Annotated in this window: 10 protein-coding genes and 2 riboswitches; of the genes, 4 read left to right on the top strand and 6 right to left on the bottom strand. The window is 40.1% G+C overall.

What is annotated here, in order from left to right; translation table 11 throughout:
- Window positions 1-445 precede the first annotated feature (445 nt).
- The 3 genes from SB775_RS11535 to SB775_RS11525 form a co-directional block, all read right to left on the bottom strand.
- Window positions 446-1,795: an FAD-binding oxidoreductase gene (locus tag SB775_RS11535; protein WP_410861673.1), complete on the bottom strand. Its 1,350-nt coding sequence runs from the start codon at window positions 1,793-1,795 to the stop codon at window positions 446-448.
- Between the two features lie 334 nt (window positions 1,796-2,129).
- Window positions 2,130-3,722, bottom strand: coding sequence for a glutamate/serine transporter AimA (gene aimA / locus SB775_RS11530; protein WP_089362817.1), 1,593 nt, complete (start codon window positions 3,720-3,722; stop codon window positions 2,130-2,132).
- Between the two features lie 52 nt (window positions 3,723-3,774).
- Window positions 3,775-3,853, bottom strand: a riboswitch (ZMP/ZTP riboswitch).
- A 631-nt stretch (window positions 3,854-4,484) separates the two neighbouring features.
- The gene (locus SB775_RS11525; protein WP_061461662.1) at window positions 4,485-5,873 is read right to left on the bottom strand and encodes an amino acid permease; all 1,389 of its coding nucleotides are present in this window, start codon (window positions 5,871-5,873) and stop codon (window positions 4,485-4,487) included.
- 551 nt (window positions 5,874-6,424) lie between these two features.
- Window positions 6,425-6,503, top strand: a riboswitch (glycine riboswitch).
- A 199-nt stretch (window positions 6,504-6,702) separates the two neighbouring features.
- Between SB775_RS11525 and SB775_RS11520 the strand changes: the two genes are divergently transcribed.
- The 4 genes from SB775_RS11520 (at window position 6,703) to SB775_RS11505 (ending at window position 10,778) form a co-directional block, all read left to right on the top strand.
- Window positions 6,703-8,043: an amino acid permease gene (locus tag SB775_RS11520; protein ID WP_089362816.1), complete on the top strand. Its 1,341-nt coding sequence runs from the start codon at window positions 6,703-6,705 to the stop codon at window positions 8,041-8,043.
- A gap of 267 nt (window positions 8,044-8,310) precedes the next feature.
- Entirely contained in the window at window positions 8,311-8,511 is a 201-nt protein-coding gene (locus SB775_RS11515; protein ID WP_061461660.1) for a DUF3311 domain-containing protein, read from the top strand.
- Complete coding sequence (locus SB775_RS11510; RefSeq protein ID WP_410861672.1) at window positions 8,508-9,989, top strand: sodium:solute symporter family protein; 1,482 nt, start codon at window positions 8,508-8,510, stop codon at window positions 9,987-9,989. Before SB775_RS11515 ends, SB775_RS11510 begins: the two co-directional genes overlap by 4 nt.
- A 504-nt stretch (window positions 9,990-10,493) precedes the next feature.
- Window positions 10,494-10,778, top strand: coding sequence for a hypothetical protein (locus SB775_RS11505; protein ID WP_410861671.1), 285 nt, complete (start codon window positions 10,494-10,496; stop codon window positions 10,776-10,778).
- A gap of 10 nt (window positions 10,779-10,788) precedes the next feature.
- Here the strand turns inward: SB775_RS11505 and argH are convergent, their stop codons facing one another.
- From argH to SB775_RS11490, 3 genes are read right to left on the bottom strand one after another with little or no spacing between them, the layout of a single operon-like run.
- Window positions 10,789-12,273, bottom strand: coding sequence for an argininosuccinate lyase (gene argH / locus SB775_RS11500; RefSeq protein ID WP_410861670.1), 1,485 nt, complete (start codon window positions 12,271-12,273; stop codon window positions 10,789-10,791).
- 15 nt (window positions 12,274-12,288) lie between these two features.
- Window positions 12,289-13,977: an ABC transporter permease gene (locus tag SB775_RS11495; RefSeq protein WP_061461655.1), complete on the bottom strand. Its 1,689-nt coding sequence runs from the start codon at window positions 13,975-13,977 to the stop codon at window positions 12,289-12,291.
- The gene (locus tag SB775_RS11490) at window positions 13,974-15,086 is read right to left on the bottom strand and encodes an ABC transporter ATP-binding protein (protein ID WP_317777757.1); all 1,113 of its coding nucleotides are present in this window, start codon (window positions 15,084-15,086) and stop codon (window positions 13,974-13,976) included. The genes SB775_RS11495 and SB775_RS11490 overlap by 4 nt, the downstream gene beginning before the upstream one ends.
- Window positions 15,087-15,092: the final 6 nt, after the last annotated feature.

Below are 15,092 nucleotides of genomic sequence, written 5' to 3'. Positions count from 1 at the left end.
CCGATTTTAAAAACTAAAGTTTCATGGATTTGGATGGTCACTTGATTATTTGTTGTCCACAAGTTATGCACAGAATCCTTATCTATTCTTTGTTCGTCAATCTTTTTTGGACGTTTCGGGACTTTTCCAAGCGGTCCACTTTTTAGGAAATTGATGGACCATCATGTATATGTTATATTTTTTCTCCTTTTAAAAGAAAAGAAGGGTCAACCTAATGTAGGGAATTCCAATAATGACATAAGGAAAGAAACTACATGCCTCAACAATAAATTGATAACAATCAATTAAATCAGGTAAAAGCAAACGTTTCCTTACGCAAACCTTAATTTCATAAGCATGATTTTTGGGATTACCTCAATTAATATATACAAAACCTAAATAACAGAGCCCTATACCCATATTGAGGAATAGGCCTTTTAATATCGAATGATTTTGATGCTTCCATTCAACCCCACCTTTTTAATGGCGGTATGCTTTGAGGGAATTTAAACGTATTGTATGGATCATAGGTCGTTTTCACTTCTCGAAGCCGTTTGAAATTTTCTCCATAGTACGCAGTTGGCCAATCTTTGATGAGGGTATCGGGCCAATTCACATAGTCACCTGTAGTGTACGGAGACAAGGCGTACTTAAGTTCCTTGATCCAGTGAATGTTTTGCCGCTCTTCTTCTGGATTAGTCCATGTAGCCAAATACTCCTGGGCGATTAAAGCATCCCGATAATAAAATGCCGTTTCCTTTGGTTCCACACGGCCAGCCGCTCCTCCAAGGGATTGATGCCAAATGGCTGCATTTTCATTTGGAGCGTTTTCCAGAAAATGCTTCATCGTCAAGATTGCTCGCTGAGGAAAAGTTTTTTCAATGAAAGAACCTGACCTCTTACGATGGGCCGGTCGATTTCCACTCGGATCATTAAAGAATCCTACGGCTTCAATGTAAGGGACTTCCTTTATCATGACATTCGTTGGTGAACCAGTTTTCGTCAAAGGTTTTAGAAGCTGCTTTAACCTATGTGACGTTCCAACAAATTCACCTTGAGCGATAATTTGGTTTACTTCCTTTGCCTTGAATTCAATTTCAGAAGTTAGACATTCATCAGCTTGAGGGGCCCAATCCTGCCAGGCATTAAACACCGCTTCGAAATCTTTCCACCCCCATGTGACGGAGAAAACCGATACCCTTGATACAGGGTGTACCCTGAAAGTAAGAGAAGTGACTATGCCAAAGTTTCCTCCTCCACCCCCGCAGCATGCCCAAAATAAATCACTATTAATTTTCCTATTTGCTTTAATGAGTTTGGCGCCCATCTTTCCACACGCCCTTACCATTTCTATTTCAACCATATTGTCACAAGTAAGTCCAAAGCGCCTCGTTAACATCCCTATACCACCGCCAAGCGTAAGACCTACAAGACCTACACCGCTTTCGGTCCCAGCCGGAATCGTCGTTCCATACTTCCATAGCTTATTATATACTTGCCCTAAATCAGCTCCGGCTTCAATTTTTGCGATCATTTTTTCACGATTGACCTTGATCTTGTACATTTCACTAATATCAATGATTAGACCGCCGTTCACTAATGAAAAGTTTTCATAACTATGCCTGCCGCTCCTAACCCGGAAAGGTGTATGATTTTCCTGGGCCCACTTCAGTGAATTCAACACATCATTGGTATTTTGGCAAAACACAATGACCTTTGGAAATTTAGGGAAACTTAAGTTATTATTTATCCTGGCATGCTCGTATTCGGCATCATTAGGTGTAACAATACGCCCGGTAAGCTTTGTTCTTTCCAAAATATTAACCCCTTTCTCAAATGATGTGGAGAGTTATATATACTATGAAAACCTTTAGGAAAAGACACATTCTATAGGTGAAAGTGATTTAAAATCAATCCAATTCATACTTTTACCTCACTAAAAAGTAGGATATTTTGTTTTCTATCTGATAGAGCATACTTAACTCGCAAGATTTCACTATTTACTTGTGAATTAATCGCAAAGACTAAAAAACCCTTAAACCCAAAATACCGTTACAATCGCCAGCACTTATTTTAAAATAAATAAAAAAACATGGTCATAAAATAACCATGTTTTCTTTATACTCATATTTCTGTGCCTGCACAAAAAGTTATTTATTGATAAATTCTTTGTTGATTTTTTCAGCTTCATCCATGTATTCCGTTTTAATGCCGCTCTTAACTCCCCACCAAAAGAAGCCAAGTGCCAGACATGTAATGACCACCATATCCCAGCCAAATGTAAGAATATTTTTTCCGCCGAACTTCTCACTTCCAATATAAGAAATCAAAATCATACAACCTAAGTAAAGAAGCATCCAAACACCTGATAAAAATTGTTTTTTGAATCCATTCCATTTATTTTTAGCTTGATAATAAAAGTAAATAGGCAGTCCAATGGCAATGATGAAAGCGACTTCTCCTGTTAATGGCCAACGCGCCCAGTATAAAGTAAGCGATGCAAAAACAAATCCGCAAGGTGCAATAATAGAGGCACCTTTTAAGTGAAATGGACGGTTAAAATGTGAAGCGGTACGTCTTAATGTTGCCAATGCAACTGGCCCCATGATATACGAAATAAGTGTGGCAACTGAAATCACTTCTGCAAGTACGCCCCATCCGCGGAACAAAAACAAAAAGATAAAACATACACCTAAGTTTAATAACATCGCTGCACGCGGAACACCATAAAGTGGATGTAATGTACCAAAGATCCTCGGTAAGTACCCATTTTTCTGCATTCCATAAAGCATTCGCGAAGTTGTAGCTGTATAAGTGGCACCTGAACCAGACGGTGAAACAAACGCATCTACAAACAATACAATCGCTAACCAGTTAAGGCTTAGAGCAATTGCCAAATCTGCAAAAGGTGAATTAAAATTCAGATGACTCCATCCGTTCACGATCATTGACGGATCGACTACACCGATAAACACAACTTGTAACATAACGTATATAAAACCTGCAATTAGAATAGAGCCAATAACAGCAATAGGTATAGACTTATTCGGTGACTTCGCTTCACCTGCCATATTAACGGGACTTTGAAATCCGTTAAACGCAAATACTATACCAGAAGTAGCTACTGCTGTTAAAACGCTTGCCCAACCATATGGTGCGATACCCTGAGAACTTGTAAAGTTTTCACCATGAAATCCAGCAAAAAATAACGATCCTGCCATTACACCTGGAACAATTAATTTAAAAATGGTAATAAATGAATTTGCCTTAGCAAAAAGGTTGACTGTCCAATAGTTGACGAAGAAATAGAACAATAGTAGTAAAGAAGCTATGAATAATCCTTTGGTCGTTAAGATATTGTTATCAACTAAAGAATGAGACCATCTGGCCCATTCCCAAGGCCACGTACTCATATATTGTACCGAAGCAATGGCCTCAACGGTAATAGTCGAAGCGATAGATATCCAGTTCGCCCACGCAGCTAAAAATCCAATAAAAGAGCCATGCGAATATTGAGGATACTTAACCATGCCTCCAGCTTCAGGAAACATTGCCCCAAGCTCTGCGTAAGATAATGCAATAAATAAAATTACCACCATACCGATAATCCAAGAAAAAATAGCTGCTGGTCCAGCAATCTGGGCAGCCTTCCACGCTCCGAACAACCAACCTGAGCCGATAATAGAACCAATACCTGTCATAGTTAAAGCAAAGGTCCCCATCTTTCTATGCATATTACTCATCTCTACCTACACCTCTTCCTAGGAAATTAAAAAACACTTGATCTATAAATCAAGTGTTTGCCCAGGCGCGCGGCTTATACTCTATATGCTCCCCCATGGTACTCCATGTTGCGCCAGTTACATATAGGAAAATAGTTTTTTTAAGTATATAAGATTATTTTAAATTCCACAACACTAAAAAAATATTTATATTTTTTAAATATTACCATTGATTTTTCGGAATTACCTATCAATATTCTTTTGAATTTGAAAAAATTAGGCGAATGAAGGCTCAAAAAACAAACATTCGATTTTTAGAACATATGTTAAAACCTATAATCATTTCCCTTAAACATTATACTTAAAAACCTTAAATAGCCTATATGTGCAAAAATGAACCGTTCATTTTTTACAAATTATATCCCAAAACCATTTACATAGAATTCATGCCTAGTTAGGAAAATCTCATTTTCTGCCAAAGAAAATACTTGAATACTCCATAGCTTTATTGAGAATTTTTTCTACAATAACTGTTCTTTCCTCAAAAAAAGTCATGCACAAGTTGGGAAAAAGCCTGAGGGATGAAGATTTCTCTTTATCTCTCTTTGTTTTGTCCACAATTTATGCACAACTTTAATTAGTGTCTATTATATTTATACTAAGGGGAAACACACTCGGCAAAGCTCGAGTCATGAACGTAGATTAACCAAGATGATCTCCCAAAATCCTTATTATAGAAAAACTCGTATCACTCATCTTTTTATCGAAATGGCACGAGACTTCTTAACTGGAAATCTCATCATCGGATTTAGCATCCAATGGTATTCGTTTATCCATTTTCAGCATGTAATAACTTACTACGACCAATGCTAGGAAAACGATCCCGACAACCAAGGAAATCCTTGTACTGGGATTGATCCACATACCCACCAGCACCATCAGTAAAAAGGCAATTGTCGCATAATTACTGTAAGGGGCAAACGGCATTTTGAACGGATGTTTCTCCATTTCAGCAGCATTTACCTTTCTGAATTTAAGCTCACTGATAAGTATGACAAACCATGGAATCATTCCGGGTAAAACACTCGCACTGTACACATAAAGGAATAATTCCGGCGGTGCAAGGTAATTCAGGACAACCCCGATACCCAATCCTAATAGTACAGCGATCGTACAATATGCCGGCACTCCACTTTTAGATACTTTTGCAAAGATTTTAGGAGCTTGGCCATTCAATGCCAGCGTGTAAAGCATACGCCCTGCACTGAAGATCCCACTGTTGCATCCGGACATTGCCGCAGTGATTACGACAAAGTTAATGATTCCTGCAGCTGCTGTGATACCGATTTTAGCAAAGGTTGAAACGAATGGACTTCCGATGTCATCTAGTTTATCCCATGGATAAACCGTCACGATGACGAATATAGCGCCAATATAGAAAATTAAAATGCGCCATATGATTGATTGGATCGCTTTTGTTACGGTCTTCGTTGGATTCTTCGCTTCTCCGGCCGCGATGCCGATGAGCTCAACGCCTTGATAGGAAGCCACAACAAGGGAAAGCGCAAAGAAGAATCCTGTCCAGCCTCCCGTAAAGAAGCCGCCATTTGCCCAAAGATTCGATAATCCAATTGCATCTCCGCCATTCCCTATTCCAAAGAAAATAAGGCCAAGGCCGGCAACGATCATCAATACAATCGTTATTATTTTTATAAGCGCAAACCAAAATTCAAATTCCCCGAAAGATTTTACGGAAATGAGGTTGGCTGCCCCCAAGATGATCATGGCGACCACACCTGGTATCCAAGCTGGTAACTCCGGGAACCAATACTGCATATACATTCCAACGGCGATGATTTCGGACATTCCTACGATTACCCATTGAAACCAATTGCTCCAAGCAGTCATATAACCTGCCAAAGGATGTATATAGCTGCTTGCAAAGGATGCAAAAGAACCCGTAGTCGGTTCTAAATATAGCATCTCCCCCATAGAACGCATGATGAAAAATATAAATATACCTGCGATGGCATATGCAAGCATTACAGAAGGCCCTGTCCATTTGATCGTGCTCGCCGATCCCATGAATAACCCGACCCCAATGGTTCCGCCCAAAGCTATCATTTGAATGTGACGTGCCTCCAGCCCTCTCTTTAATTCCTTGTTTGACATGATTAACTCCCCCAGATGCAAAATTAGCAGCAATGCTCTTCCATCCTTACCGCCAATCGACTCTATTTATTATTGTGGTTAGAAATGCCTTATCGTAATCATATAAATAACACTTTAATTTTGTTTTCTTATCTTATAATAGTAAATACTCTGTAAAAACACAAATGTATTTTTCAAAAAAACAGTTGTCAAATATATCTTGGCGATTTTTCCTATCTTAAAATACTTTTTTTTAAAAAGTGAATCAGTATTTTATAATAGTGATTACACAAAAAAAAGAGTAGAAAACAATCACTTCTGCTTTGAACCATTCAAAGTCTTTTCAAGTGAACGTTTAAAAAAATTAAAACCATTTCAATGTGTTATAAACCTCTTATAAGACTGGCTAACTCCCAAAAAAAATTGTTGACCTTCAGAAAAATAGATGATAGAATTCCAATATTATTTTATAAGTATAATGAATGCTTCAGCAGTGGAAGATCACCGCAGACAGACATTTTTACACAACCGCATACAAGCAAGCGATGAATGCTATGGATGACACTATAGCAGGAGCAGCTTCTGGAGAGACTGTACAAGATGCAGCGCCGAAGGATTCACAATCTCAGGCAAAAGGACAGAAGAGTAACGAATGATAAATTGTTATTCTGAACCCTTTAAGAGATTGGTATATCCAATCTCTTTTTTTATTGTCCACTTTGTGATTGGACTTAAAACAACAATCGTGAAAACCATTGGCAAGCTGGGTGAAAAAATCACGTCCTTCTCCAAGACCATGCAGGTTTGAAATCATTCACTACCAAGACTATAAAAGACGGGGGCGTACGAATTGGCTAAACAGGAATTAAAAAGAGATTTAAAAAATCGTCATGTACAACTTATTGCAATAGGAGGAACCATTGGTACCGGTTTATTTTTGGGATCCGGAAAAGCCATACAAATGGCAGGTCCATCCATCATCTTCTCCTATCTAATAATTGGAATTGCCTTGTTTTTTGTGATGAGAGCCCTAGGCGAATTGCTCTTATCCAATGCAGGATATACGTCATTCACTGAATTCGCAACCGAATATGTCGGCCCATGGGCTGGCTTCGTGACCGGTTGGACATATTGGTTCTGTTGGATCATGACCGCAATGGCCGATATCATAGCTGTCGGTGTCTATATACAATACTGGTTCGATATCCCTCAATGGATACCAGCTCTAATATGCCTTGTCATTCTGTTAGGATTGAACCTATTGACCGTTAAGTTATTTGGCGAATTGGAATTCTGGTTTGCCATCATAAAAGTAATCACGATCATCACCTTGATATTCGTAGGAATCATTCTCTTGGCCATCGGCTTCAATACCAATACGGGAACGGTTTCCCTAACGAACCTATGGACTCATGGAGGCATGTTCCCAAATGGAATTTCCGGATTCCTGTTATCTTTACAGCTGGTCGTCTTCTCCTTTGTAGGTGTCGAATTGGTCGGGGTTTCAGCAGCAGAAACGGCGAACCCGAGAAAGAACATTCCGTCTGCCATCAATAAAATCCCAGTCCGGATTTTACTTTTCTATGTAGGTGCCATATTCGTCATTCTCTGTGTCAACCCTTGGACACAACTGAATGCCACGAGCAGCCCATTTGTAGAAGTCTTTGCGCTAATCGGCATTCCTGTCGCTGCGGGGATCATCAATTTCGTCGTTTTGACATCAGCTGCTTCTGCATGCAATAGCGGTTTATTTTCAACAAGCCGAATACTCTATACGTTAAGCAGGAATGGAGAAGCCCCTGCTAAACTGGAAAAATTAAATCAACAGGCTGTTCCTAGCAATGCCTTATTAACATCAACAATCGTTGTATCACTAGGAGCATTGTTAAGCAAACTGATACCGGAACAGGCATTTACCGTTGTGACAACCATCAGTGCCATCTGTTTCATATGGGTATGGAGCATCATCTTGATCTCACATATCAAATATTCGAAAACACGGCCGGACCTAAGAGCCGAATCAACTTTCAGGGCTCCTTTTACACCCTTTATCAATTACGCCATTTTAGGATTATTCCTGTTCATCCTTATTGTTATGCTTTTCGCTGAAGCCACACGGCTATCACTGCTCATGACGCCAATCTGGTTCATGGTCTTGGTGATACTATATAACTATCAGAAAAAAAGATAGTAAAAGGATAAAGCCTTGAACTCTATAAGAATTCAAGGCTTTATCTTTTATCAGCGGCTCTGTTGCTAAAAATATATCAAGCAACTGCATTAAATTTCATATCAAAATAGTGTAAGCTTATATTTATCATCGGTTCCTTATCAAAGAAGGAATATCCGTCATGTATGAATTTTCCATCCAGTTTGGTTCACCCATCCATCAGTGGCACTGAAGTAAAACCCCCATTGTTGGACGTTTCACTTTATTTAAAACGGAGGGGTTTGTTTAATGAAGATTCTATATATCCTTACTCTAGTTCCTTTTATAGGCATACTAGGATTTCTGCCTTTTGTTAATAGAATAGAACCTTATGTATTAGGGATGCCTTTCAATATGTTCTGGATGGCTATGTGGGTGGTCCTTACCTCTGCCATCTTGGGCATCATGTATAAGCTGGATCCCCGGAATCGGGAAGGTGACCAGGAATGAATATTGCCCTCATAATCATTTTAGCTTTTTTACTACTATCGATATTTTTAGGCATTCGTTCTTCAAAAGGAAAAGATATGAACTTGGAACAATGGACGGTGGGCGGACGCGGTTTTGGTGCAATATTCGTCTTCCTGCTGATGGCTGGGGAAATCTATACGACCTTCTCCTTCCTTGGCGGCAGCGGCTGGGCCTATGGCAAGGGCGCACCCGCTCTATATGTTCTTATTTACATTACTTTGTCTTACGTATTATCCTATTGGCTCCTTCCTGAAATATGGAAATATGCCAAAGAAAATAAGCTGATGTCCCAATCCGATTTTTTTGTAAGCAAATATAAGAGTCCCAGTTTAGGAATTTTGGCTGCGCTTGTCGGTGTGGTGTCGATGATTCCAGTGATCGTCGTGCAGCTGAAAGGATTGGGGATCATTGTCTCAGAGGCATCTTATGGTGCAATCTCAATGTCTGCGGCGGTATGGATGGGGGCAATCGGCCTTACCATTTATGTAATGATTTCCGGTATACACGGCTCAGTCTGGACAGCAGTCATTAAAGATATCATGATGATCGCCATTATAGGATTCTTAGGAATTTATCTGCCCATTCATTACTTTGGTGGATTTCAGCCGATGTTCGAAGCAATTGATGCGGCCAAGCCTGGTTTTCTAAAGTTCCCCGAGCAGGGACTTAGCATATCATGGTTCATCTCCACGGTAATATTGCTCGTATTTGGTTTCTATATGTGGCCCCAAGTTTTCAGCGCGGTTTATTCAGCTCGCAGCGGGAAGGTATTTCGAAAAAATGCCATCATCAGCCCTTTATATACGCTCATGCTGTTATTCGTATTTTTTGTAGGGTTTACAGCTATATTGAAAGTGCCTGGACTCGTAGGGGCAGATGCAGACCTCTCATTGCTGCGCCTTTCGATCCAGACCTTTGACCCATGGTTTATAGGTATAATCGGCGGGGCTGGGTTGCTGACCGCATTGGTGCCGGGATCCATGCTTTTGTTGAGCGTCGCTACACTGCTCGCTAAAAACGTTTATAAGGAATTTGCACCTACAGTATCAGATCGCCACGTTGTAAGATTGGCAAAGATCCTTGTGCCAATCATTGCCCTTATAGCCGTCTACTTCACCTTAAACGGCGGCGAAACGATGTCAGCATTAATTCTCATGGGATACAGTCTCATCACACAGCTATTCCCGTCCCTTCTATTTAGTCTGAAGAAGAAAAAGAATCCAATCAATAAATATGGCGCAATCGCCGGCATCATCACCGGATTGGCCATCGTGATCTGCATTACACTCAGTCATTCAACAATAGGGACCCTGTTTCCATCCTTGCCACAAGCAGCGAAAGATTTGAATGTGGGAATCATCGCCTTGGCATTCAATTTCATTGTGATGATAACGGTAAGTCTTGCCCTCAGGAATCATGCGGTTCAGTTGGAACCAAAATCCGTTAACGATATTTGAAGCACTCATTGATGCTGATTATTTTGGAAATCCTGTGAATGAACATCGGAAGGCTCAGTCAAAAGACTGAGCCTTCCTTCGAATAATACAGTAATAATGTCCTTTTTCTTAAGAGTGATTATAGAAAGTTAAATAGCCGTCAAAAAACAATGTCTCATAATAAACTACCAATCTTTTTTGTTTATCATCAAATCCCCTATTTTAACTAATAAATTCATCAAGGTTCTGGCTACTACCAGACCATCCATAGCTAAATCATATCCACCTTTTAATAAGGCTTCCGGATTAAAGCAAAAAGTAATCGATATACAAAAGCTATTAAAATCAGGATAAACCGAACTGAGATCTATTTGACATTAACGTTCCGCCTTATATTATGTATTTTACAAATAATAGCATCGTTTTGGAAATAATCTTCATTTACTATCATTAGGGAAATCTCAGTTGCAATAAAAATCAAAATAAATAGCCACCCTAATAAAGAATGACTATATATTATGAAATATGAACTTTAAAATACATCCCGCATTGCTTTTACTCGCGATTGGAGCAAATACTCGTGAATTTCACGCTTTTACTCGTGATTTTGGTGCAAATACTCGTGAGTTTCATGCTTTTACTCGTGAGTTTGGAGCAAATACTCGTGAATTCCACGCTTTTACTCGTGAGTTTGGTGCAAATACTCGTGAATTCCACGCTTTTACTCGTGAGTTTGGAGCAAATACTCGTGAATTCCACGCTTTTACTCGTGAGTTTAGAGCAAATACTCGTGAATTTCATGCCCGTTAAAACTCATTTCTTAGTAATCCACTAAAGCCTTCCTTCGATCATTCAATGTTTTAACCATTTCCTTATACTCCTGCAACGCTTGTTCCAGTTTTTGTTTTCTATTTACAATCATCCTCGAAACCTCTTTCGGGCTGGGCCCGCCTTGAATGCTTCTAATTTCCACAAAGTATTCTGGAGAGATGATTTTTTTCCATTCGTCTTCAGTTAAATTCACTGCAACGAATTCATTGATGATCTTGTTGATTTCTTGTGTGTCCCAATCATATAGCTCTTTCCCTTCACTTATCGACCGTTTTGCAATTGTACTTGCTATGGAATGGGCTTTTCTAAATGATAACTCGTAATCTCTTGATAGGGTATCAGCTAATTCAGTAACCGTTATACTGGATTTTGCGGCCATTTTTTTTGTATGTTCTTCATTTACTTTCAATGTTGATATGACTGCATACATTAGTTTCATGACACGGCCTGCATTCGAAAAAGCCCGATATAAATGCGGCTGTAAATCATCTTCCGTATCGACGATATCACCAAATGGTGTGTTGTGGATCATATTCATTGCAGCAAGTGCATCACCATACGAACTGCTTGCAATCGAACGGGAATGTTCAATTGATACTGGGTTTCTTTTTTGCGGCATGATGCTGCTAACTTGAACATAAGGATCTGCCACATGAAATGTACCAAACTCCCTTGTCACATGCTGCAAGAAATCTTGAATCCACCTCCCAGTATTAACCATGCACGTCATAATGGCAGTTGCGGTTTCCAATAAATAATCAGCCCCGCCTATCGAGTCATAGGAATTTTCAACAACCGCCTCAAACCCAAGCAATTCAGCGGTACGGTTACGGCTGATTGGAAAACCAGTAGTTGTTAACGCAGCCGCGCCCAGCGGGGATTGGTTCACCGTTTCATAGGCTGCCCATAACCGTCCAATATCCCTTTGAAGAACGTCATAAATGGCTAAAAAGTAATGGCCTAATGTAGTCGGCTGAGCCGGTTGGGTATGCGTGTAACCAGTAATATAGGTTTCTATATGTTTTTCTGCCTGCACCAAGAATGCCTCGCTCAATTGGTTTGCATAGCCGATCAATTGCAGAAGATGACCTCTTATAACAAGCCGATACATCGCAACTCCCATATCATTACGGCTACGGCCGATATGAATCTTTCCTGCGAGCTCGTGACCGATTTCCTCGCCAATCTTTGCCTCCATCATGAAAAATAAGTCTTCGAATTGAGGTTGATAGGTCAGGAGAGTGAGATCTGTTTGAGCCACTTTCCGAATCCCCTCCAGCATGGTTTTCGCTTCTTCTTCTTTAATGATCTTTTGTTCCGAAAGCATGATGACATGTGCCCGATGAATATCGAACATAACATGAAATAAGTAATCTCTTTGATCATTAAAAACAGGCATTAGAAGCTCTTCCGCATATGTTTTTCCGGGAAAAACACTGCCTTCATTTTTGATAAATTCTTCAAGCTTACTCATCTTTGAACCTCCGATTTATAAAGCTTTTTCCGCTTTTATTCCAAAAAACTTGTTCGAAATAAAAAGAACGATAACTATCAGCGTGATTTGAATCATCCCATAGGCAGCTGCCTGCCCCATATTGAACATCCGAAGCTGATTCATGATTTCAATGGATATGGGTCTGTTTGAAATCGTGTACAACAGGACTGAGGTTGGGAATTCTCCTACAGACTCTATAAAGGCTAATAATGTCCCTGATAAAACACCAGGCAAAATAATCGGTAAAATGACCTTTCTGAAGGTATAAAACCACTTTGCCCCCAAGTTTCTTGCCGCTTCCTCAATTGAGTCATCAAGCTGTTCCAGAACGGCGTTAGTTGAGCGAACTACAAGGGGAATATGTCTGATGAAATAGGCAAGGGGCAAAATCCAAAATGTTCCTACTAATATTTGACCGAAAGAAAAAACGCTAGGTTCATTAAATGCGAATATCAAGTTCATCCCAATAACCGTTGCAGGCAAGGCCCACGGAATCATGACTAGGATATCAATAAAGCTTTTCCCGACGAATTTCCGTTTAACAAGAACATAGGACGCGATGACCCCAAACACCAAATTTGCCAGTGTGGCAATAACAGCCATCAGTAAACTATTTCGTAACGGTTTAAAGATATTGGGGTCTTCAAACAAAAGTCGGTAATTTTCCGCATTAAATACTGTCGGGTACGTTTGAAACGTCCAGGTTCCATCCGGCACAAGCGAAAGCAATAGAATCGTAAAGTGCGGTAAAAGCAGAATAAGTACGCCGATGATACCCGTTACGACCATCACCCACTTCATAAATGGATTTTTCACTTCACTCCTGTGTGCCCCAATCCCTTTCGAAGCCATGCGGTAATCTTTCCTATTCTGATACCAACGCATGAATAATAGAAATGAAATTGAAACAATGGATAGAATGACTGATTGAGTGGCAGCAATTTCCATATCACCATTGATTTTCGAAAAATAAATTTGCAGGCTCAACACCCTGTACCCGCCAGCCAATAGAAACGGGGCACTGAAAGAAGCCATTGATATCATGAAAACAAGTAAAGAAGCGGCAACGATGGCAGGTGTCAATAATGGAAATGTCACCTTCCAAAAAACCTTGAATTTATTTGCGCCTAAGTTATATGCAGCTTCTTCCAGGGAGGGATCAATTTTATTGATTGCAGCGGATACGGTCATATAAAAATAGACATACATCGTATAGGCATGAACGATCAGGATTCCTGATACCCCGCCAATTTTAAATGGAACTTTATCGAGACCGAACATATCCTTGATAGCATTTGGAATTAATCCCGATTCTCCATATAAAAACATAAAGGCCATAACCCCCACCAATGATGGAAGAACAATCGGCAAAATCGCTGCTGATGAAAAGAAGCTTCTGCCTGGAAAATCGTAACGGTTAAAAATGAATGCGAGTGGAATGCCAATCAAGGCACTGACCAATACACTCAATATGGATATATAAACGGAATTCCATAGAGCCTCTAGGTTCGTTTTTGATTCCTGTACGAAGAAGTCCTGATAATTCCCCAGGGATATCGATCCGTCTTTTTGCAAACTTTCTATAAATGTTCTCGACGATGGGTAGAGAACATAAGCCACGAGCACTAATACAACTGGTATTAGGAGCCAAATCGTTAGTCTAGTATCACGATTTTTAATCATGGAACTTCACCGCTTATGACAGGGATAAGGCGGAGCTGTTTCCCAGGAAGTTGGACATATACTTCCTTCCCTTGATAAAAGTATCCAAATTCATGAGTATTAAATACATCCACCCTTAATAACACGTTTTGAACATCCACCATGACATTTACTACAGATCCAAAGAATTGGACGGAATTGATTTTGCCTTTAAAGATATTCATTCCCTCTTCGGCCACATCCAGAATCCTGATTGCTTCAGGACGAATCGAAACAGCAAGGTCATAATCAGTCTGCAGAATAGAAATTCCTTCACTAACTTGATTTTGTACATTGAATTTAATCGGTTGTTCACTGTTTTTTAGGGTTACCACTATATTATCTTGTTGAACTTTTTCGACTTGAACGGGCAATAGATTAATCTCACCTATGAAACTCGCCACGAAATCATTGGCCGGCCGATTATAAATTTCTGCCGGCGTCCCGACCTGGTGGCATACACCAAAATTGAACACAGCAATCCGATCACTCATGGACAATGCCTCAGCTTGATCATGTGTGACATAAATGGTGGTAATCTTATAATCACGCTGCAGCCTTAAGATTTCTACCCTCATTTCATCACGAAGCTTGGCATCCAGATTACTTAATGGTTCATCCAGCAGCAATATTTCTGGTTCAATAACCAGGGCCCTGGCAAGGGCAACACGCTGCTGCTGTCCTCCGCTTAACTGGCTCACTTGACGACTCGAGTAGCTCTCCAGTCTGACTTTGCGAAGTGCATCCAGCACTTTCCCCTTTAAATCGCTTGAAGAAACTTTTCTCACGCGCAAACCAAATGCAACATTTTCAAATACAGTCATGTGGGGAAAGAGGGCATAGTTTTGAAATACCATGCCTGTATTCCTTTTCTCCGGAGGCACACGCGTCATATCTTTGTTGCCGAATCGGACGACGCCTTTTGTAGGATAATAAAAACCGGCAATCATCCGAAGCGTTGTCGTTTTACCGCAGCCACTTGGGCCAAGAAAGGTAAAAAACTCGCCTTCTTTGATTTCCAGATTTAAATGATCAACAGCTATCGTTTTCCCGAAGGCTTTTTGGACATTCTCTATTTTTATTGACGCCATCCAACG

This window comes from Peribacillus sp. SIMBA_075 (assembly GCF_046534585.1).
Note: the sequence above shows the minus strand (reverse complement) of the source record. Positions and strands in the feature narration are given on the sequence as shown.

Excerpts from the sequence above, each read along its gene's own strand:
- aimA (WP_089362817.1), bottom strand. The coding sequence starts at position 3,722 with ATGAGTAATATGCATAGAAAGATGGGGACCTTTGCTTTAACTATGACA.
- SB775_RS11525 (WP_061461662.1), bottom strand. The coding sequence starts at position 5,873 with ATGTCAAACAAGGAATTAAAGAGAGGGCTGGAGGCACGTCACATTCAA.
- SB775_RS11515 (WP_061461660.1), top strand. The coding sequence starts at position 8,311 with ATGAAGATTCTATATATCCTTACTCTAGTTCCTTTTATAGGCATACTA.
- SB775_RS11510 (WP_410861672.1), top strand. The coding sequence starts at position 8,508 with ATGAATATTGCCCTCATAATCATTTTAGCTTTTTTACTACTATCGATA.
- SB775_RS11505 (WP_410861671.1), top strand. The coding sequence starts at position 10,494 with ATGAACTTTAAAATACATCCCGCATTGCTTTTACTCGCGATTGGAGCA.
- argH (WP_410861670.1), bottom strand. The coding sequence starts at position 12,273 with ATGAGTAAGCTTGAAGAATTTATCAAAAATGAAGGCAGTGTTTTTCCC.
- SB775_RS11495 (WP_061461655.1), bottom strand. The coding sequence starts at position 13,977 with ATGATTAAAAATCGTGATACTAGACTAACGATTTGGCTCCTAATACCA.
- SB775_RS11490 (WP_317777757.1), bottom strand. The coding sequence starts at position 15,086 with ATGGCGTCAATAAAAATAGAGAATGTCCAAAAAGCCTTCGGGAAAACG.